Genomic DNA, 18,679 nt, shown 5'->3' with positions numbered 1-18,679 from the left:
CGACGATCCCGAAGTGTGTGGGGGCGCTGGAATGGGCGGAACACAAGCAATACGCAGTGGCAGCGATGGCCGCGGCGGTCTCGGCAACGTGTTGTCGGGAATCGCCGTGGCCATCGGCTTTGCCCTCTTCCTGGGCGGCTTCGTGTGGGGAGCGGTCGTCTACCGGCCCTACACGGTGCCCACCGACTCGATGATGCCCACGGTGCGGCCCGGGGACCGGGTGCTGGCCCAGCGCATCGGCGGCGGTGAGGTGCGCCGCGGGGACGTGGTCATCTTCAGCGATTCCCAGTGGAGCGACTCGCCGATGGTCAAGCGGGTCGTCGGCGTCGGAGGCGACACCGTGAAGTGCTGCGGCGCGGGGGGCGAGCTGACCGTGAACGGCACCCCGCTGGACGAGCCGTACGCGGACACCACCAGGCCCGACACCGGCCTGGCCATGCCGCCCGGCCAGAGCGCGCCCGCCGGGACCCCCTTCGAGGTGACGGTCCCCGAGGGCAACCTCTTCCTGCTGGGCGACCGGCGGGCCGCCTCCCTGGACTCCCGGGCCCACCTCCAGGAGGCCGGGCAGGGCACCGTGCCCCGTTCGGCCGTCAGCGCCCGCGTAGACGCCCTGGCCTGGCCCTCCGCGACGATGGTGGAGCGGCCGGCGACGTACGCCGCCCTGCCCGGCGGGATCTCGCGGCCCGGGCCGCTGCGGCTCCAGGTGGTGGCGGTGCTGGCCGGCGCGGCCCTGGTGGTGCTGGGGGCCGCGTACGGGCCCGTCGCACGGCTCCTGGGGCGCGGGCGGCGCAAGGAGCGGGCCGGTGTCAGCTGACCCGCCCGGGGAGCACGGCGGCCGGAAGGTGTCGCGGGTGATCCTCCTGGACCCGGCCGACCGGATCCTGCTGCTGCACGGCTTCGAACCGGCCGACCCCTCGGACGACTGGTGGTTCACTCCCGGCGGCGGGCTGGAGGGGACGGAGAGCCGGGAGCAGGCCGCGCTGCGCGAGCTGGCGGAGGAGACGGGGATCACCGAGGTGGAGCTGGGCCCGGTGCTGTGGCACCGCTACTGCTCCTTCCCCTTCGACGGGCGGCGTTGGGAGCAGGACGAGTGGTACTTCCTGGCCCGTACCACCCGGACGGCCACCGAGATGGGCGGCCTCACCGAGCTGGAGCGGCGCAGCGTCTCCGGAGCGAGGTGGTGGACCTCCGAGGAACTTCTCGCGGCACATGAGACGGTGTACCCGACCAGACTCGCCGAGCTGCTCCGTACGCTGCTCGACGACGGTCCTCCGGGTGAGCCGGTGGTCCTGGCCCCGGAAATCGTTTAGGGGCACATGGGCCTGGCGCACAATAGGGGGACGCACGGCTGAAGGGGAACATGCCATGAGTGCCGAGGACCTCGAAAAGTACGAGACCGAGATGGAGCTGAAGCTCTATCGGGAGTACCGCGACGTCGTCGGGCTGTTCAAGTATGTGATCGAGACGGAACGCCGTTTCTACCTCACGAACGACTACGAGATGCAGGTGCACTCGGTTCAGGGGGAGGTGTTCTTCGAGGTCTCGATGGCCGACGCCTGGGTGTGGGACATGTACCGGCCGGCCCGCTTCGTGAAGCAGGTGCGGGTGCTGACCTTCAAGGACGTGAACATCGAGGAGCTCAACAAGAGCGATCTCGAACTGCCCGGCAGCTGAGCGGCCTCACCCGCAGGGGTGAGGCCGTTGTCCACAACGGGCGGGTTGTCCACCAAGATCCACAAGGTGGGCGGGGGCGCGGGACATTCGGTGCCGGAGGTGGTGCCGGATGAACGCTAAGGGCGTGGCACAGCAGGCATTGGGGCGGTACGGCGAGGAACTCGCGGCGCGGCGGCTGACCGCGGCCGGGATGACCGTGATCGCCCGGAACTGGCGGTGCCGCAGCGGGGAGATCGACATCGTCGCCCGGGACGGGGACGCCCTCGTCGTGTGCGAGGTCAAGACCCGCCGGGTGGGTGCCTTCGAGCATCCGATGGCCGCCGTGCGGCCCGCCAAGGCCGAGCGCCTGCGCGGGCTAGCCGGGCGCTGGCTCGCCGACCACGGCGGACCACCCCCGGGAGGGGTGCGCATCGACCTCGTCGGGGTGCTGCTGCCGCGGCGCGGCGCCCCTCTCGTGGAACACGTCAGGGGGGTGGCCTGATGGGCTTCGCGCGCGCCTGCTCGGTGGCCCTGATCGGCGTCGACGGCGTGGTCGTCGAGGTCCAGGCCGATCTGGAGCCGGGGGTGGCCGCCTTCACCCTGGTGGGGTTGCCGGACAAGACCCTGGTCGAGAGCCGGGACCGGGTACGGGCGGCCGTGGTGAACTCCGGCGCGGCCTGGCCCCAGAAGAAACTCACGGTCGGGCTCAGCCCGGCCTCCGTACCCAAATCAGGCGCCGGATTCGACCTGGCCGTCGCGGCGGCCGTGCTCGGAGCGGCCGAGGTGGTCGACCCGGGCGCGATCGCCGACCTCGTCCTGATCGGGGAGCTGGGGCTGGACGGCCGGGTGCGCCCGGTCCGGGGGATCCTGCCCGCCGTCCTCGCCGCCGCGGAAGCCGGCTACCGGCAGGTGGTGGTCCCTCAGCAGTGCGCGGCCGAGGCCGCGCTCGTCCCGGAGGTCTCGGTGCTGGGCGTCCGCAGCCTGCGCCAGCTGATCGCCGTCCTGACCGGCGGGGAGGTCCCCGAGGAGGAGCCCGGCGACCCGCCGGGCCGGCCCGATCCGATGCTGGCCGGGCTGCTCGTCCCGGGCGCCGGACTGGGAACGGGCCTGGCCCGCGCCCGTCCCGGCCGGGAGGGCGGCGAGGGCGGCGAGGGCTTTCCCGACCTCGCCGACGTGGCCGGGCAGCACACGGCGCGCCGCGCCCTGGAGGTGGCGGCCGCCGGAGGGCACCACCTCTTCCTCAGCGGCCCGCCCGGAGCGGGCAAGACCATGCTGGCCGAACGGCTGCCCTGGCTGCTGCCGCCCCTCACCCGTCAGGATTCCGTGGAGGTCACGGCCGTCCACTCGGTCGCGGGAATCCTGCCGCCCGGCGAACCGCTGGTCGCCCGGCCGCCCTACTGCGCGCCGCACCACTCGGCGACCATGCAGTCCCTCGTGGGCGGCGGGACCGGGATCCCGAGGCCCGGGGCGGTCTCCCTGGCGCACCGGGGCGTCCTCTTCCTGGACGAGGCCGCGGAGTTCCACAGCCGGGCCCTGGACGCGTTGCGCCAGCCCCTCGAATCGGGGCACGTGGTCATCGCCCGCGCCGCCGGGGTGGTAAGGCTGCCCGCGCGGTTCCTCATGGTGCTCGCCGCGAACCCGTGCCCGTGCGGGCGGCACACCCTGCACGGGGCCGGGTGCGAGTGCCCGCCGTCGGTGATCCGGCGCTACCAGGCGCGCCTGTCCGGGCCGTTGCTCGACCGGGTGGACCTGAGAGTGGAGGTCGAGCCCGTGACCCGCGGCGACCTGCTGGGGCAGGGCGGCCGTGGGGAGTCCACCGCGGTGGTCGCCGACCGGGTGCGCCGGGCCCGCGAGCGCGCCGCGGCCCGGCTCGCCGACACGCCGTGGCGGCTCAACTCCGAAGTACCCGGGCAGCAACTGCGCACCCGGTGGCAGGCGGGACCGGGAGCGCTGGCTCCCGCCGAGCGCGATCTGGAACGGGGCCTGCTCACCGCGCGGGGGCTGGACCGGGTGCTGCGGGTCGCCTGGACCGTGGCCGACCTGCGGGGGAGGGACCGGCCCGAGGCGCTGGACGTGGCCGTGGCCCTGGAGCTGCGGACCGGGATCGCCCGCGGGGCGATGTCCGCGCCGGGAGCCGGGACATGACCGGCGCGGGGGACGGGGAACTGCTGGCGCGGGCCGCGCTCACCCGAGTGCTGGAGCCCGGCGACGCGCACGGCGGGCGATGGCTGCGGGAGTTCGGCGCGGTGGGGCTGATAGGGCAGCTCACCGACCCCGGGGCGGAGCCGCACACGCCGTCGGGCGTGGGAGCGGAGCGGCTCGCCGGGTACCGCAGGCGGGCGGCGCTGGCCGACCCCGAGCGGGACCTCGCCCTGGCCGCCGAGGCCGGAGGCCGGTTCGTGTTCCCGGGATCGGCGGAGTGGCCGACCCAGCTCGACGACCTCGGTGACGAACGGCCCGTCGGGCTGTGGCTGCGGGGCCGGCCGAACCTCCGCACCTGGGCGCTGCGTTCGGTCTCCGTGGTCGGGGCCCGCGCCTGCACCCCGTACGGAGCGCACATGGCCCAGACGCTGGCCGCCGGGCTCGCCGAGCGGGGCTGGGTCGTCGTCTCGGGCGCCGCGTTCGGGATCGACGGCGCCGCCCACCGCGGCGCCCTCGCCCCCGGCGGCGCGACCGCGGCGGTGCTCGCCTGCGGGGTGGACGTCGCCTACCCGCGCGGACACGCCGGGCTGCTCGGCCGGATCGCCGGGCAGGGGCTGATCCTGGGGGAGCTGCCCCCGGGCAGCCATCCGACCCCCAGCCGGTTCGTCCTGCGCAACCGGGTCATCGCCGCCCTCACCCGGGGCACGGTCGTCGTCGAGGCCGCGCACCGCAGCGGCTCCCTGGTCACGGCCCGGCGGGCGCAGCGCCTGGGGCGGTTCACCATGGGCGTCCCCGGGCCCGCCACCAGCGGACTCTCCGCCGGGGTGCACGAGCTGCTGCGAGGGGAGGCCGTGCTCGTGACCGATGCCGCCGAGGTGGTCGAGCTGGTCGGATCCATGGGCGAGCTGGCTCCCGAGCGGCGCGGCCCGGTCCTGCCCCGGGACCTGCTGGACCGCGACACCGTCCGTGTGCTCGAGGCGCTGCCGGCCGGGCGCACGGCGGACGTGCGCGAGTTGGCACGTGCCTCCGGCACCGGCGTCGATGAAGTCATCGGCAGACTGTACGAACTTCACTCTCTGGGGTTCGTCGAACGGCAGGGCGACGGCTGGCAGTTGAGCAGACAAACGGCTGGAGGAGGCACACAAACCGGAGGCGACCGGCGAGGCGGTCGTTGACCTGGGGTGTTCCGGTGAAAGAGTGAAAGCGATGAGAGACGCGGTCTTCCCGGTAGCGGTCACCGGGACCGAGCGCCATGCGCCGGTTCCGGGTCCCGCGCGCGAGTCGGGGCGCCAATCGGGCCCCGCACCATCCCGTACTCTTCGCGCACCGCGACAATCTCGTCACGCTACGCTCCCAAGGAATCCGGCTCCGGCAAAGGCGAAGCATGCCCCAGCACACCTCAGGGTCCGACCGCGCTGCTGTGCCCCCCGCTGCCCGCGGCGGCGTGCGGTCGACCGCGCCCTCGTCCCTGGAGGTGCTGTGGCGCTCGTACAAGGAGTCGGGTGACGAGCGGCTGCGGGAGCAGCTGATCCTGCACTACTCGCCGCTGGTCAAGTACGTCGCCGGCCGTGTCAGTGTGGGCCTGCCGCCCAACGTGGAGCAGGCGGACTTCGTCTCCTCCGGGGTCTTCGGCCTGATCGACGCCATCGAGAAGTTCGACATCGACCGGTCGATCAAGTTCGAGACGTACGCGATCACCCGGATCCGCGGCGCGATGATCGACGAGCTGCGGGCGCTGGACTGGATCCCCCGCTCGGTCCGGCAGAAGGCGCGCGCCGTGGAGCGGGCCTACGCCACGCTGGAGGCCCAGCTGCGGCGCACCCCGACGGAGATCGAGGTCGCCGGGGAGATGGGGATCGCTGTGGAGGACCTCCACACCGTCTTCAGCCAGCTCTCACTGGCCAATGTCGTTGCCCTGGAGGAGTTGCTGCACGTCGGCGGGGAGGGCGGCGACCGCCTCTCGCTGATGGACACCCTGGAGGACACCGCCGCCGACAACCCGGTGGCGGTGGCGGAGGACCGCGAGCTGCGGCGCCTGCTGGCGCGGGCCATCAACACCCTGCCCGAGCGGGAGAAGACCGTGGTCACCCTCTACTACTACGAGGGCCTCACGCTGGCCGAGATCGGCAACGTCCTGGGCGTCACCGAGAGCCGGGTCAGCCAGATCCACACCAAGTCCGTCCTGCAACTGCGCGCGAAGTTGGCGGATGTGGGGAGGTGAGCTTGCGGTACCTCCGTAGAGTGGATGCGTGCCCAGGATTCGAGCGGCCTCCGTGGCCGAGCACCGGTCGATGCAGCGCGGCGCCCTCTTGGACGCTGCACGATCCCTGCTGTCCGAAGGCGGTACGGAGGCGCTGACCTTCCCCGCCCTCGCGGAGCGGACCGGGCTGGCCCGGTCCTCCGTGTACGAGTACTTCCGCTCCCGCGCCGCCGTGGTCGAAGAGCTGTGCGCCGTGGACTTCCCCGTGTGGGCCGCCGAGATCGAGGCGGCGATGGAGCGGGCGCAGTCGCCGGAGGCGAAGATCGAGGCGTATGTGCGCAGCCAGTTGGGGCTGGTGGGCGACCGGCGCCACCGTGCGGTGGTGGCCATCTCGGCCAGCGAGCTGGACGCGGGCGCGCGGGAGAAGATCCGTGCGGCGCACGGTGGGCTGGTGGCGATGATCGTCGAGGCGCTGAGCGGCCTGGGGCACGCGGAGCCGAGGCTGGCCGCGATGCTGTTGCAGGGGGTCGTGGACGCGGCGGTGCGGCGGATCGAGCTCGGCGCGGCGGAGGACCCCGTCGTCGTGACGGAGGCGGCCGTCGCCATGGCCCTGCGGGGCGTCCGGGGCTGAGGCCCCGGGGCTCCGCCCCGGACCTCGCGCCTCAAACGCCGGCGGGGCTGAAGAAGGGGTGCTCGGCAGGTAGCAGGCGGGGTGTGGGGCGGGGGAGGAGGGCCAGGGGGTTGAGGTACTCCTCGCCCGCCAGCAGGCCCCAGTGCAGACACGGGGCCGGGCAGTGCGAGCCCTCCGTCAGGACGGCCACCACCTGGCCCGCTCTGACCTGCTCCCCCTCCGTGACCAGGGGCCGGACCGGCTCGTAGGTCGTGCGCAGGCCGTTCGGCAGGGCGAGCGAGAGGACCCCGCGGCCGGCGACGGGGCCGGCGTGGTGGACCAGGCCGTCCGCGACCGCACGGATCTCCGCGCCCACCGGGGCCGACAGGTCCACGCCGCGGTGACCGGCCGTGTACGGGGTCGGCGGCGGGTCCCACCAGCGGGCCACCGACAGCGGAGCAGGCAGCGGGCGGACCCCGGGAAGGGCCGGCTGGGTCAGGGCCGGCTGGGCCAGGGTCAGGGCCAGGAGCAGGCTGAGCAGCAAGGTCGTCATGGACCACAGCGTCCCGCGCCCACCCGGGCCGCCGCCGCGGCCTGTGGACGACCGGGGCGCTGTGGACAACGGCGTCACCCGGCATACCGCCGGGTCACGTACACTTCTTGTGGCGATCCGGGTCACCGGGTCGACTTCGCACGCCCCGGCGCCAGGCTGAAACAGCCAGGTGACAGCGTCTCTCGGTCCCCTCATGGGGGCAGGGCGCGGTGGGGCGTCAGGAACCAAACCGAGAAACCAAGGAGATGGCCATGGCCGTCGTCACGATGCGGGAGCTGCTGGAAAGCGGCGTCCACTTCGGTCACCAGACCCGCCGTTGGAACCCGAAGATGAAGCGCTTCATCTTCACGGAGCGCAACGGCATCTACATCATCGACCTGCTGCAGTCGCTGTCGTACATCGACCGCGCCTACGAGTTCGTGAAGGAGACCGTCGCGCACGGTGGCTCCATCATGTTCGTCGGTACCAAGAAGCAGGCCCAGGAGGCCATCGCCGAGCAGGCGACGCGCGTTGGTATGCCGTACGTCAACCAGCGGTGGCTGGGTGGCATGCTCACCAACTTCTCCACCGTCTACAAGCGCCTTCAGCGTCTGAAGGAGCTTGAGGCGATCGACTTCGAGGACGTCGCGGCCTCGGGTCTCACCAAGAAGGAGCTCCTGGTCCTCTCTCGCGAGAAGATCAAGCTGGAGAAGACCCTCGGTGGTATCCGTGAGATGTCGAAGGTTCCCAGCGCCGTCTGGATCGTCGACACCAAGAAGGAGCACATCGCCGTCGGTGAGGCGCGCAAGCTCCACATCCCGGTCGTCGCGATCCTCGACACCAACTGCGACCCCGACGAGGTCGACTACAAGATCCCGGGCAACGACGACGCGATCCGTTCCGTCACCCTGCTCACCCGCGTGATCGCCGACGCCGTTGCCGAGGGCCTCATCGCCCGCTCCGGCGCTGCGACCGGCGACTCGAAGCCGGGCGAGAAGGCCGCCGCCGAGCCGCTCGCCGAGTGGGAGCGCGACCTGCTCGAGGGTGACAAGAAGGCCGACGAGACCGAGGCCGCCCCGGCTGCCGAGGCTGTCGTCGAGGCTCCGGCCGCCGAGGCCACCGAGGCTCCGGCCGCCGAGGCCGCCGAGGCCACCGAGGCTGTCGAGACCCCGGCCGCCGAGGCTGTCGAGGCTCCGGCCGCCGACGCCGACGCCGAGCAGGCCTGACCCACTGAGAGCGCCCGGCGTTCACTCGCCGGGCACTCGCAGCACGGACGATGACGGCGGGGGAGCCGCGCCACAAGCGCGGCGCCTCCGCCGTTCACCCGTAGATCTACGACTTCGAGAGAGAATCACAGACTCATGGCGAACTACACCGCCGCTGACGTCAAGAAGCTCCGCGAGCTCACCGGCGTCGGCATGATGGACTGCAAGAACGCGCTGGTCGAGTCCGACGGCGACGTCGACAAGGCCATCGAGGCCCTCCGTATCAAGGGTCAGAAGGGCGTCGCCAAGCGCGAGGGCCGTTCTGCCGAGAACGGTGCCGTCGCCTCCCTCATCGCCGACGACAACACCTCCGGTGTCATCGTCGAGCTGAAGTGCGAGACGGACTTCGTCGCCAAGGGCGAGAAGTTCCAGGCGGTGACCAACCAGATCGCCGCGCACATCGCCGCGACCTCCCCGTCCGACATCGAGGCGCTGCTCGCGTCCGAGATCGAGGCCGGCAAGACCGTCCAGGCGTTCGTGGACGAGGCCAACGCCAACCTCGGCGAGAAGATCGTCCTGGACCGCTTCGCGCAGTTCACCGGCGGTTACGTCTCGGCGTACATGCACCGCACCATGCCCGACCTGCCGTTCCAGATCGGCGTCCTGGTCGAGCTGGACAAGGAGAACGCCGAGGTCGCCCGCGGCGTCGCGCAGCACATCGCCGCGTTCTCCCCGCAGTGGCTGTCCGCCGAGGATGTTCCGGCCGACAAGGTCGAGTCCGAGCGTCGCGTGGCCGAAGAGGTCACCCGCGCCGAGGGCAAGCCCGAGGCTGCCATCGCGAAGATCGTCGAAGGCCGCGTCAACGGCTTCTTCAAGGAGAACACCCTCCTTGGCCAGGCGTACGCCCTGGACAACAAGAAGTCGGTCCAGAAGGTCCTGGACGAGGCCGGTGTCACCCTGGTGCGCTTCGCGCGCATCAAGGTCGGCATCTGAGTCCGTCCGTACGCGACGGACACCGGACCCCGGTAGGGTCTGAGGCAGTCGTCCGCGCTCGCGCGAGGCGACCGCAGATCTGACGAGGAGGCCATTGCCGTAGAGGGAACCGCAAGGACCCACCGGCAATGGCCTTCTTCGTATGTGCACGAGGAGATCTCCATGAATCAGGGCGTGGACCCCCACACCGCATCCGACGACAAGAGCGACCAGGACAAGAAGGGCCGCCGCTTCATGCTGAAGCTGTCGGGCGAGGCCTTCTCCGGTGGCGGAGGACTGGGCGTCGACCCCGACGTCGTTCACGCCATCGCGCGTGAGATTGCCGCGGTGGTCCGCGACGGCGCGGAGATCGCGGTCGTGATCGGCGGCGGCAACTTCTTCCGCGGCGCCGAACTGCAACAGCGCGGCATGGACCGGGCCCGGTCCGACTACATGGGCATGCTCGGAACCGTCATGAACTGCCTCGCACTCCAGGACTTCCTGGAGAAGGAGGGCATCGACTCCCGCGTCCAGACCGCCATCACCATGGGCCAGGTCGCGGAGCCGTACATCCCGCTGCGTGCCGTGCGGCACCTGGAGAAGGGCCGCGTCGTCATCTTCGGCGCCGGCATGGGCATGCCCTACTTCTCCACCGACACCACGGCCGCCCAGCGCGCCCTGGAGATCGACGCCGAGGCCCTGCTCATGGGCAAGAACGGTGTCGACGGGGTCTACGACTCCGACCCCAAGAAGAACCCGGACGCGGTGAAGTTCGACGCGCTGGAATACAGCGAGGTCCTCTCCCGCGACCTCAAGGTCGCCGACGCCACCGCCATCACGCTCTGCCGTGACAACAAGCTGCCGATCCTCGTGTTCGAGCTGCTTGCCGAGGGCAATATCGCCCGCGCCGTCAAGGGTGAGAAGATCGGGACGCTCGTGAGCGACCAGGACACCCGGGCCTGAGCAGTCCGTTCACGGACCGAGCGGGCCCCGCACCGGCCCGCCAGACCCGCCCGCCCGCCTGAACCATCCATTTCTGACATGCAGGAGCACGTGGTGACCGAAGAGATCCTCCTCGAGGCCGAGGAGAAGATGGAAAAGGCCGTCGTCGTCGCCAAGGAAGACTTCGCCGCGATTCGCACCGGTCGTGCGCACCCGGCGATGTTCAACAAGATCGTGGCGGAGTACTACGGCGCCATCACGCCCATCAACCAGCTCGCCTCCTTCTCGGTGCCCGAGCCGCGCATGGCGATCGTGACCCCGTTCGACAAGAGCGCCCTGCGCAACATCGAGCAGGCCATCCGCGACTCCGACCTCGGTGTCAACCCGAGCAACGACGGCAGCATCATCCGGGTGACCTTCCCCGAGCTGACGCAGGACCGCCGCAAGGAGTACATCAAGGTCGCGCGCACCAAGGCCGAGGACTCGAAGATCTCGCTCCGCGCCGTCCGCCGCAAGGCCAAGGACGCCCTTGACAAGCTGGTCAAGGACAAGGAGGCCGGCGAGGACGAGGTGCGCCGCGCGGAGAAGGAGCTCGACGACACCACCGCGAAGTACGTCGCGCAGGTGGACGAGCTCCTCAAGCACAAGGAAGCCGAGCTCCTCGAAGTCTGATGAACGACACTTCCTGGCAGCCGGAGCCGGTTCCGGCGGGTCCCGCATACGATGCGCAGGTGGGCCCGCACACTCGGCCCATGCCCATCGTGCCCGATGCCGCCGGCCGTAACTTCGACGACCGGGAAGCACGCGATCGGGGGGTCGTCGCCGACAGCGACCCCCTCTTCCGCGCCGATACGCCGCCGCAGGAGCCCATGCCCAGCCCCCCGCCTCCGCATGCCCAGCAGCCGCAGGACGCCTCTCCCCCGCCGCCCAAGAAGCGCGCGGGCCGGGACCTGCGTGCGGCCATAGGGGTCGGCGTGGGCCTCGGCGCGGTGATCTTCGCCTCGCTGCTGATCGTCAAGGCCGTCTTCGTCGGCGTCATCGTCGTCGCGGTCGTCGTCGGTCTGTGGGAGCTCACCTCCCGGCTGCAGGAGCAGAAGGGCATCAAGGCACCGCTGGTCCCGCTCGCGGTCGGCGGCGCCGCCATGGTCATCGCCGGATACGTCCGGGGGGCCGAGGGCGCCTGGGTCGCCATGGCCCTGACCGTGCTGGCCGTCCTCGTGTGGCGGATGACCGAACCGCCCGAGGACTACCTCAAGGACGTCACGGCCGGCGCCTTCGCCGCGTTCTACGTGCCCTTCCTGGCCACGTTCGTCGCGATGCTGCTCACCGCCGACGACGGCTCCCAGCGCGTGATCACCTTCCTGCTGCTGACCGTGGTCAGCGACACTGGGGCCTACGCGGTCGGCTGGCGCTTCGGCAAGACCAAGCTCGCGCCGCGCATCAGCCCCGGCAAGACCCGCGAGGGGCTCTTCGGCGCGGTGGCCTTCGCGATGGCGGCCGGCGCGCTGTGCATGGAGTTCCTGATCGACGGCGGCTCCTGGTGGCAGGGCCTGCTGCTCGGTCTCGCGGTCGCGGTCAGCGCCACCCTGGGCGACCTGGGCGAGTCGATGATCAAGCGGGATCTCGGCATCAAGGACATGGGCACCCTGCTGCCGGGACACGGCGGGATCATGGACCGGCTGGACTCCCTGCTTCCCACGGCCCCCGTGGTGTGGCTGCTGCTGGCGGCCTTCGTGGGTACCGGCTGACCCGTCCGGGTTATCCTGGAAAGCGCGCCACTCATAAGTGGTGCGCTTTCCCGTTTTTACGGGATGGACCCGTGAGCTCTCCGGGCACCGGGCGTGCCATCACGTCGACTCCGCTTGTGTGCGGAGATCGCCCGCCCAGGGTTCGTCAGATTTGAGGAGTACCACTCATGGCCCCCCGTCCTGTTCCGGGTGAGCTTACTTTCGTCGCCCCTCGCGGGGCCAAGAAGCCGCCCCGGCACCTCGCCGACATGACCCCGGCCGAGCGCCGCGAGGCGGTCGCCGCGATCGGCGAGAAGCCGTTCCGGGCCAAGCAGCTCTCCCAGCACTACTTCGCGCGGTACGCGCACGACCCGGCCGAGTGGACCGACATCCCGGCGGGCTCGCGGGAGAAGCTCCAGCAGGAGCTGCTGCCGGACCTGATGAACGTCATCCGGCACATCTCGTGCGACGAGGACACGACCCGCAAGACCCTGTGGAAGCTGCACGACGGCACGCTCGTCGAGTCCGTACTGATGCGCTACCCCGACCGGGTCACCATGTGCATCTCCTCGCAGGCCGGCTGCGGCATGAACTGCCCGTTCTGCGCCACCGGCCAGGCGGGCCTGGACCGCAACCTCTCCACCGCCGAGATCGTGCACCAGATCGTCGACGGCATGCGCGCGCTGCGCGACGGCGAGGTCCCCGGCGGCCCGGCGCGCCTGTCGAACATCGTCTTCATGGGCATGGGCGAGCCGCTGGCCAACTACAACCGCGTGGTCGGCGCCATCCGCCGGCTTACGGACCCGGAGCCCGACGGCCTGGGTCTGTCGCAGCGCGGTATCACCGTCTCCACCGTCGGTCTGGTTCCGGCCATGCTGCGCTTCGCCGACGAGGGCTTCAAGTGCCGCCTGGCCGTCTCGCTGCACGCGCCCGACGACGAGCTGCGCGACACCCTCGTGCCCGTCAATACGCGCTGGAACGTCCGCGAGGTGCTGGGCGCCGCGTGGGAGTACGCCGAGAAGTCCGGCCGCCGGATCTCGATCGAGTACGCCCTGATCCGCGACATCAACGACCAGGCCTGGCGCGGTGACCTCCTGGGCAAGCTGCTCAAGGGCAAGCGTGTGCACGTCAACCTGATCCCGCTGAACCCGACGCCGGGCTCCAAGTGGACCGCCTCGCGGCCCGAGGACGAGAAGGCCTTCGTGGAGGCCATCGCCCGCCACGGCGTGCCCGTGACGGTACGGGACACCCGGGGCCAGGAGATCGACGGCGCGTGCGGCCAGCTGGCTGCCTCGGAGCGGTAGATTCCGCCTGTTCGACGTAATTCGGCCACGGGGTACCCTGTGGCCGAACCAATTTCATATTCCGACAGGGGAGCGCCACAGCGCTGAGAGTGCGGTATCCGTCATCCGCAGACCCTCTGAACCTCGCCCCGGTCATTCGGGGTAGGAAGTTCGGTCACCACTCTTGCTGTTGCGCCCTGCCCGGCGTCCGCTCCCGCGGAGCGCCGGGCAGGGCCGCGTCTTCTCCTGGACATCCCAGGAGGAATTCACCAATGAGCACCACCAAGAAGATCGCGGGCGCCGCGCTCGCGGCCGCGCTCGGCGTCACCACGCTCAGTGCCTGCGGCGGCGGCGACGCCAAGGACAAGCCCGCCGGCGCGAGCGAGGCCCCGAAGTCCAAGACCGTCACGCTCGTCTCCCACGACTCCTTCAACGTGACCGACACGGTCCTCAAGGAGTTCGAGCAGCAGAGCGGCTACACGGTCAAGGTCCTGAAGTCCGGCGACGCGGGCACCGCGCTGAACCAGGAGATCCTCACCAAGGGCTCCCCCCGCGGCGACGTGTTCTTCGGGGTGGACAACACCCTCCTCTCGCGCGCCCTCGACAACGGCATCTTCACGCCGTACGAGGCCAAGGGCCTGGCCGGGGTGAAGCCCGAGTTCGTGCTCGACAAGGAGCACCGGGTCACCCCGATCGACTCCGGCGACATCTGCGTCAACTACGACAAGGCCTACTTCGCCGAGAAGAAGCTCGCCCCGCCGCAGACGCTGGACGACCTGATCAAGCCGGAGTACAAGAACCTGCTGGTCACCGAGAACGCCGCGACCTCCTCGCCCGGCCTCGGCTTCCTGCTCGCCTCCGTCGGCAAGTACGGCGACGAGGGCTGGAAGGACTACTGGAGCAAGCTGAAGGCCAACGGCGTCGAGGTCGTCGACGGCTGGGAGCAGGCCTACAACGAGCGCTTCTCCGGCTCCGCGGGCGGCAAGAAGGCCAAGGGCGACCGCCCGCTGGTCGTCTCCTACGCCTCCAGCCCGCCGGTCGAGGTCCTGTACGGCGAGCCGCAGCCGGCCGAGGCCCCCACGGGCGTCGCCACCGGCACCTGCTTCCGGCAGATCGAGTTCGCGGGCCTGCTCAAGGGCGCCAAGAACGAGGAGGGCGGCAAGGCCCTCGTGGACTTCCTGGTCAGCAAGAAGTTTCAGGAGGACATGCCGCTCCAGATGTTCGTGAACCCCGTGACGAAGGACGCCGTCCTGCCGGAGCTGTTCACCAAGCACGGCGTGGTCGTCGAGAAGCCGGAGAACGTGGCTCCGGAGACCATCGCCAAGAACCGTGAGCAGTGGGTCAAGGCATGGACCTCGCTCGTCGTGAAGTAGGCGGTACCAAGGAGCCGGGCGCGGCGCCGGGGGGCGCCGCGCCGGGCTCCGGCCCCCGCGAGGGGGTGCGGGCGACCGCCGTGCGGCTCGCCCTGATGGCCGTCCCCCTCGCCTTCTTCGGGCTGTTCTTCGCCTACCCCGTCGCCGCGATCGTCGGGCGGGGCCTCAAGACAGACGAGGGGTGGCAGTTCGGCCGGTTCGCGGAGGTGCTGAGCCGCCCCGACATCGCCGACGTCCTGTGGTTCACCACCTGGCAGGCGTTCGCCTCCACCGTGCTCACCCTCGTGATCGCCCTGCCGGGCGCGTACGTCTTCGCCCGCTTCGAGTTCCCCGGCAAGCAACTGCTGCGGGCCGTGGTGACTGTTCCCTTCGTGCTGCCGACCGTGGTGGTCGGCACCGCCTTCCTCGCGCTGCTCGGGCGGGGCGGACTGACGGACGAACTCGTGGGCGTCCGGCTCGATACGACCGTCTGGGCGATCCTGCTCGCGCACGTCTTCTTCAACTACGCCGTCGTCGTCCGCACGGTGGGCGGGCTGTGGGCCCAGCTGGATCCGCGCCAGGAGGAGGCCGCCCGGGTACTGGGCGCCGGACGGTTCGCCGCGTGGCGGCGGGTGACGCTGCCCGCGCTGGTCCCGGCGGTGGCCGCCGCCTCGCTGATGGTCTTCCTGTTCACCTTCAGCTCCTTCGGCGTCGTACTCATCCTGGGCGGGCCCGCGTACTCCACCCTGGAGGTGGAGGTCTACCGGCAGACCGCGCAGCTCCTGGACCTGCCGACGGCCGCCGTGCTGACGATGGTGCAGTTCGCCGCGATCGGCGGGATCCTCGCCGTGCACGCCTGGACCGTGCGCAAGCGCGAGACCGCACTGCGGCTGGTGGACCCGGGCCGCACCACGCACCGGCCGCGCGGCGGGGCCCAGCGCACGCTGCTGGGCGGGGTGCTGCTGACCATCGCGCTGCTGATCGTGCTGCCTCTGGGCGTGCTGGTCGAACGGTCCTTCGACACCCCCGGCGGCTACGGCCTCGGCTTCTACCGGGCGCTTCAGGACGCGGGCGCCGGTGGCGGGACCTTCCTGGTGGCGCCCGTCGAGGCGATCTGGAACTCCCTGCAGTACGCGCTCGCCGCCACCGCGATCGCCCTGTTCGTCGGGGGACTCGCGGCCGCGGCACTGACCCGGCGCGGTGGCCGCTTCGTACGGGGCTTCGACGCGATGCTCATGCTCCCGCTCGGGGTGTCCGCCGTGACGGTGGGCTTCGGCTTCCTGATCACCCTGGACGAGCCGCCGCTGGATCTGCGGACCTCGTGGATCCTGGTGCCGCTGGCCCAGGCCCTGGTGGGCGTGCCCTTCGTCGTACGGACCATGCTGCCCGTGCTGCGCGCGGTGGACGGGCGGTTGCGGGAGGCCGCCGCGGTGCTCGGCGCCTCGCCCTGGCGCGCCTGGCGGGAGGTGGACCTCCCGCTGGTGCGGCGCGCGCTGCTGATCGCGGCCGGGTTCGCCTTCGCGGTGTCGCTGGGCGAGTTCGGCGCGACCGTGTTCATCGCCCGGGCGGACCGGCCGACGCTCCCGGTGGCCGTGGCACGGCTGCTGGGCCGGGCCGGTGAGCTGAACTACGGGCAGGCGATGGCCCTGAGCACGATTTTGATGCTGGTGTGCGCGGCGTCCCTGCTGGTGCTGGAGCGACTGCGGCCCGACAAGACCTCCGGAGAGTTCTGATGACACTGCTTCAGCTGGAAGGGGTGTCGGTCCGCTTCGGTGAGCGCGCGGTCGTGGACGCCGTGGACCTCGCCGTCGCCGAGCACGAGGTCGTGTGCGTGCTGGGGCCGAGCGGGAGCGGCAAGTCCACGCTGCTGCGGGTGGTCGCCGGGCTCCAGCAGGTCTCCGGCGGCCGGGTCCTGCTGGGCGGGGCCGACCAGGCCGGCGTACCGGTGCACCGGCGGGGCGTGGGCCTGATGTTCCAGGACCACCAGCTCTTCCCGCACCGCGACGTCGGCGCGAACGTCTCCTTCGGGCTGCGGATGCGGGGGGCCGGGCGGGCCTCGTGCACGGCCGAGGTCGCGCAACTGCTGGACCTGGTCGGGCTCCCCGGGGCCCAGGGCCGGGCGGTGGCCTCCCTGTCGGGTGGCGAGCAGCAGCGGGTGGCGCTGGCCCGGGCGCTGGCGCCGTCGCCGCGGCTGCTGATGCTGGACGAACCGCTGGGGCAGCTGGACCGGGGGCTGCGCGAGCGGCTCGTGGTGGAGCTGCGCGGCCTGTTCTCCCGGCTGGGCACGACCGTACTGGCCGTCACGCACGACCAGGGCGAGGCCTTCGCGCTGGCCGACCGGGTGGTGGTGATGCGGGACGGCCGGATCGCGCAGGCCGGGACCCCGCTGGAGGTGTGGCAGCGGCCCGCGTCGGAGTTCGTGGCGCGCTTCCTCGGCTTCGAGAACGTGGTCCCGGCCGCGGTCTCGGGTACGGAGGCCGCCACCGCGTGGGGCACGGTGGCGGTACCGGCCGGATCCCCCGAGGGGGAGCAGCGGCTGCTGATCCGCCCGGCCGGGGTCGTGCTCCGCGCGGAGGGCCTGCGGTGCGAGGTGGTGTCCCGCACCTTCCGCGGCACCCACGTCGCCCTGCTGCTGAGGCCGCAGGCCGGTCCGGTGCTGGAGGCCGAGTGCGGGCCGGCGGGGGCGCCGGCCGTGGGGGACCGGGTCGCGGTGACCTTCACCCCCGCCGAGGTGGTCGTACTTCCGCCGGAGACCTCCTAGCCGTCAGGGGCGGATGCCGTCGCAGGCGATCGGCAGGTGGCGCGGGCCGCGCAGGACCGCGTTCTGGCGGTACTGGGGCGGGTCCTCCAGCAGCCGCGGATTCTCCAGCCGACGGGCCAGCTCGCTCAGCGCCAGCTGGGCCTCCTGCCGGGCCAGCGGCGCCCCGAAGCAGCTGTGGATCCCGCTGCCGAGGCCGAGGTGCTGGATGTCCTTGCGGTCCGGGTCGAACCGGTCCGCGTCCTCGAAGCGCTTCGGGTCCCGGTTCCCGGAGGCCAGCATCAGCCACAGGGACGCGCCCTTGGGGATGGTGACACCGGCCACCTCGATGTCGGAGAGGGTGGTGCGCTGGGGCAGCAGCTGCACGGGCGGCTCGTAGCGCAGCAGCTCCTCGACGATCGGGACGGCCAGGTCGGGGTTGTCGCGCAGCCGCCCGAGGACCTCCGGGTGGCGCAGCAGGGTCAGCATGCCGTTGGTGATGAGGTTGACCGTGGTCTCGTGGCCCGCGATCAGCAGCAGTGCGGAGGTGCTGAGCGCCTCCATGGTGGTCATCGCGCCGTCCGGGCCGTCCGCCGTAGCCAGCTGCGACAGCATGTCGTCGCCCGGCTTCTTGCGGCGCTCCTCGATCAGCCCGGCCAGGTACATGCCCAGTTCCATGCGGGCGTCCATGGAGCCCTTGCCCTGCTGCGTGGGGTCCGCGTCCGGGTCGGGGTCCAGGCTGGCGGCAAGGGTTTCCGCCCAGACGTGGAAGCGCGGCTCGTCCTCGCGCGGTATGCCGAGCAGCCGGCAGATGACCGTGACCGGGAACGGGTACGCGAACTGGTCGACGAGGTCGATCCGGTCGAGTTGGCCGGTCTCCACGATGCCGTCGATCAGCCCGGAGACGAGGCCGCCGAGTTCGTCGCGCATGTCGTGCACCCGGTGGGGGGCGTGCGGCGGCCCGAACGGCCGGTTCGTCATCCGGCGCAGGCGGTCGTGGTCGGGCGGGTCGAGCTTGAGGAAGGACGGGGGCAGGGTCGTCCCCTCCTCGTCGGACTGGCCCCCCAGCGGATCGTTCCCGGTCGCCTTCAGGTTCTTGGCGTCGGAGCTGATCCGCGGGTCGTGCAGGAGGCTGTGAATCTCGTAGTACGTGCTGATGACGTACGGGCCGTCGCCGTCCTGGGACACCGGGGTCTTGCGGAGCTCCTCGTACAGCGGGTACGGATTCGCGCGGTTCGCGTAGTCGATGATCTCCCGCAGCAGGGCTTGTGTCATGACAGGTCCTCGTGATCCTCGGGGGAGGGCGCGGTGGTGCGCGGCCGAT

Annotated in this window: 19 protein-coding genes and 1 riboswitch; of the genes, 17 read left to right on the top strand and 2 right to left on the bottom strand. The window is 71.4% G+C overall.

Going from position 1 to position 18,679, the window contains the following annotated elements; all coding sequences use genetic code 11:
* Positions 1-31: 31 nt before the first annotated feature.
* From lepB to ACIQZO_RS27765, 8 genes are all read left to right on the top strand, one after another.
* Positions 32-814 (top strand): signal peptidase I, encoded by a 783-nt coding sequence (gene lepB, locus ACIQZO_RS27800; RefSeq protein ID WP_403631219.1) that lies wholly within the window; start codon positions 32-34, stop codon positions 812-814.
* Positions 804-1,310, top strand: a complete 507-nt coding sequence (locus ACIQZO_RS27795) for an NUDIX hydrolase (RefSeq protein WP_403631216.1) — start codon at positions 804-806, stop codon at positions 1,308-1,310. The genes lepB and ACIQZO_RS27795 overlap by 11 nt, the downstream gene beginning before the upstream one ends.
* 55 nt (positions 1,311-1,365) lie before the next feature.
* A complete protein-coding gene (locus ACIQZO_RS27790; RefSeq protein WP_005311352.1) occupies positions 1,366-1,674 on the top strand; it encodes a DUF2469 domain-containing protein in 309 nt (102 codons plus the stop codon).
* Between the two features lie 109 nt (positions 1,675-1,783).
* Positions 1,784-2,155, top strand: coding sequence for a YraN family protein (locus tag ACIQZO_RS27785; protein WP_403631213.1), 372 nt, complete (start codon positions 1,784-1,786; stop codon positions 2,153-2,155).
* On the top strand, positions 2,155-3,798 hold the full coding sequence (locus ACIQZO_RS27780) for a YifB family Mg chelatase-like AAA ATPase (protein ID WP_403631211.1): 1,644 nt from the start codon (positions 2,155-2,157) through the stop codon (positions 3,796-3,798). Before ACIQZO_RS27785 ends, ACIQZO_RS27780 begins: the two co-directional genes overlap by 1 nt.
* Positions 3,795-4,970: a DNA-processing protein DprA gene (gene dprA, locus ACIQZO_RS27775; protein ID WP_403631208.1), complete on the top strand. Its 1,176-nt coding sequence runs from the start codon at positions 3,795-3,797 to the stop codon at positions 4,968-4,970. The genes ACIQZO_RS27780 and dprA overlap by 4 nt, the downstream gene beginning before the upstream one ends.
* 209 nt (positions 4,971-5,179) lie before the next feature.
* A complete protein-coding gene (gene whiG, locus ACIQZO_RS27770) occupies positions 5,180-6,016 on the top strand; it encodes an RNA polymerase sigma factor WhiG (protein WP_403631205.1) in 837 nt (278 codons plus the stop codon).
* Between the two features lie 52 nt (positions 6,017-6,068).
* The gene (locus tag ACIQZO_RS27765) at positions 6,069-6,626 is read left to right on the top strand and encodes a TetR/AcrR family transcriptional regulator (protein ID WP_403631360.1); all 558 of its coding nucleotides are present in this window, start codon (positions 6,069-6,071) and stop codon (positions 6,624-6,626) included.
* Between the two features lie 31 nt (positions 6,627-6,657).
* On the opposite strand, the gene ACIQZO_RS27760 is transcribed toward ACIQZO_RS27765, so the two are convergent.
* Positions 6,658-7,158, bottom strand: coding sequence for a M23 family metallopeptidase (locus ACIQZO_RS27760; RefSeq protein ID WP_403631202.1), 501 nt, complete (start codon positions 7,156-7,158; stop codon positions 6,658-6,660).
* 251 nt (positions 7,159-7,409) lie between these two features.
* On the opposite strand from ACIQZO_RS27760, the gene rpsB reads away from it, so the two are divergent.
* The 9 genes from rpsB (at position 7,410) to ACIQZO_RS27715 (ending at position 17,379) form a co-directional block, all read left to right on the top strand.
* Positions 7,410-8,363 (top strand): 30S ribosomal protein S2, encoded by a 954-nt coding sequence (gene rpsB / locus ACIQZO_RS27755; protein WP_403631200.1) that lies wholly within the window; start codon positions 7,410-7,412, stop codon positions 8,361-8,363.
* Between the two features lie 135 nt (positions 8,364-8,498).
* Complete coding sequence (gene tsf / locus ACIQZO_RS27750; RefSeq protein WP_403631197.1) at positions 8,499-9,335, top strand: translation elongation factor Ts; 837 nt, start codon at positions 8,499-8,501, stop codon at positions 9,333-9,335.
* 162 nt (positions 9,336-9,497) lie between these two features.
* Positions 9,498-10,277: a UMP kinase gene (pyrH, locus tag ACIQZO_RS27745; RefSeq protein ID WP_329098819.1), complete on the top strand. Its 780-nt coding sequence runs from the start codon at positions 9,498-9,500 to the stop codon at positions 10,275-10,277.
* A gap of 93 nt (positions 10,278-10,370) precedes the next feature.
* The gene (gene frr, locus ACIQZO_RS27740; protein ID WP_030016386.1) at positions 10,371-10,928 is read left to right on the top strand and encodes a ribosome recycling factor; all 558 of its coding nucleotides are present in this window, start codon (positions 10,371-10,373) and stop codon (positions 10,926-10,928) included.
* On the top strand, positions 10,928-12,004 hold the full coding sequence (locus ACIQZO_RS27735) for a phosphatidate cytidylyltransferase (RefSeq protein ID WP_403631193.1): 1,077 nt from the start codon (positions 10,928-10,930) through the stop codon (positions 12,002-12,004). Before frr ends, ACIQZO_RS27735 begins: the two co-directional genes overlap by 1 nt.
* 167 nt (positions 12,005-12,171) lie before the next feature.
* Positions 12,172-13,287, top strand: a complete 1,116-nt coding sequence (gene rlmN, locus ACIQZO_RS27730) for a 23S rRNA (adenine(2503)-C(2))-methyltransferase RlmN (protein ID WP_403631191.1) — start codon at positions 12,172-12,174, stop codon at positions 13,285-13,287.
* A 56-nt stretch (positions 13,288-13,343) separates the two neighbouring features.
* Positions 13,344-13,453: riboswitch (TPP riboswitch) on the top strand.
* A gap of 85 nt (positions 13,454-13,538) precedes the next feature.
* Entirely contained in the window at positions 13,539-14,639 is a 1,101-nt protein-coding gene (locus ACIQZO_RS27725; RefSeq protein WP_403631189.1) for a thiamine ABC transporter substrate binding subunit, read from the top strand.
* A 95-nt stretch (positions 14,640-14,734) separates the two neighbouring features.
* Positions 14,735-16,351, top strand: coding sequence for an ABC transporter permease (locus tag ACIQZO_RS27720; RefSeq protein WP_403631357.1), 1,617 nt, complete (start codon positions 14,735-14,737; stop codon positions 16,349-16,351).
* Positions 16,351-17,379: an ABC transporter ATP-binding protein gene (locus tag ACIQZO_RS27715; RefSeq protein ID WP_403631186.1), complete on the top strand. Its 1,029-nt coding sequence runs from the start codon at positions 16,351-16,353 to the stop codon at positions 17,377-17,379. The genes ACIQZO_RS27720 and ACIQZO_RS27715 overlap by 1 nt, the downstream gene beginning before the upstream one ends.
* A gap of 3 nt (positions 17,380-17,382) precedes the next feature.
* On the opposite strand, the gene ACIQZO_RS27710 is transcribed toward ACIQZO_RS27715, so the two are convergent.
* The gene (locus ACIQZO_RS27710) at positions 17,383-18,630 is read right to left on the bottom strand and encodes a cytochrome P450 (RefSeq protein WP_403631183.1); all 1,248 of its coding nucleotides are present in this window, start codon (positions 18,628-18,630) and stop codon (positions 17,383-17,385) included.
* Positions 18,631-18,679 lie beyond the last annotated feature (49 nt).

Origin of the sequence: Streptomyces sp. NPDC097617 (genome assembly GCF_044761485.1) — a bacterium.
In the GTDB taxonomy this organism is placed as follows: domain Bacteria; phylum Actinomycetota; class Actinomycetes; order Streptomycetales; family Streptomycetaceae; genus Streptomyces.
This window is presented reverse-complemented; position numbering and strand designations above follow the sequence as displayed.

Bases quoted from the DNA above. Each gene is read 5' to 3' on its own strand.
- rlmN (WP_403631191.1), top strand. From the start codon at position 12,172: ATGGCCCCCCGTCCTGTTCCGGGTGAGCTTACTTTCGTCGCCCCTCGC.
- dprA (WP_403631208.1), top strand. From the start codon at position 3,795: ATGACCGGCGCGGGGGACGGGGAACTGCTGGCGCGGGCCGCGCTCACC.
- ACIQZO_RS27725 (WP_403631189.1), top strand. From the start codon at position 13,539: ATGAGCACCACCAAGAAGATCGCGGGCGCCGCGCTCGCGGCCGCGCTC.
- lepB (WP_403631219.1), top strand. From the start codon at position 32: ATGGGCGGAACACAAGCAATACGCAGTGGCAGCGATGGCCGCGGCGGT.
- ACIQZO_RS27790 (WP_005311352.1), top strand. From the start codon at position 1,366: ATGAGTGCCGAGGACCTCGAAAAGTACGAGACCGAGATGGAGCTGAAG.
- ACIQZO_RS27780 (WP_403631211.1), top strand. From the start codon at position 2,155: ATGGGCTTCGCGCGCGCCTGCTCGGTGGCCCTGATCGGCGTCGACGGC.
- pyrH (WP_329098819.1), top strand. From the start codon at position 9,498: ATGAATCAGGGCGTGGACCCCCACACCGCATCCGACGACAAGAGCGAC.
- ACIQZO_RS27785 (WP_403631213.1), top strand. From the start codon at position 1,784: ATGAACGCTAAGGGCGTGGCACAGCAGGCATTGGGGCGGTACGGCGAG.
- ACIQZO_RS27735 (WP_403631193.1), top strand. From the start codon at position 10,928: ATGAACGACACTTCCTGGCAGCCGGAGCCGGTTCCGGCGGGTCCCGCA.
- ACIQZO_RS27715 (WP_403631186.1), top strand. From the start codon at position 16,351: ATGACACTGCTTCAGCTGGAAGGGGTGTCGGTCCGCTTCGGTGAGCGC.
- ACIQZO_RS27710 (WP_403631183.1), bottom strand. From the start codon at position 18,630: ATGACACAAGCCCTGCTGCGGGAGATCATCGACTACGCGAACCGCGCG.
- ACIQZO_RS27760 (WP_403631202.1), bottom strand. From the start codon at position 7,158: ATGACGACCTTGCTGCTCAGCCTGCTCCTGGCCCTGACCCTGGCCCAG.
- rpsB (WP_403631200.1), top strand. From the start codon at position 7,410: ATGGCCGTCGTCACGATGCGGGAGCTGCTGGAAAGCGGCGTCCACTTC.
- tsf (WP_403631197.1), top strand. From the start codon at position 8,499: ATGGCGAACTACACCGCCGCTGACGTCAAGAAGCTCCGCGAGCTCACC.
- ACIQZO_RS27720 (WP_403631357.1), top strand. From the start codon at position 14,735: ATGGCCGTCCCCCTCGCCTTCTTCGGGCTGTTCTTCGCCTACCCCGTC.
- whiG (WP_403631205.1), top strand. From the start codon at position 5,180: ATGCCCCAGCACACCTCAGGGTCCGACCGCGCTGCTGTGCCCCCCGCT.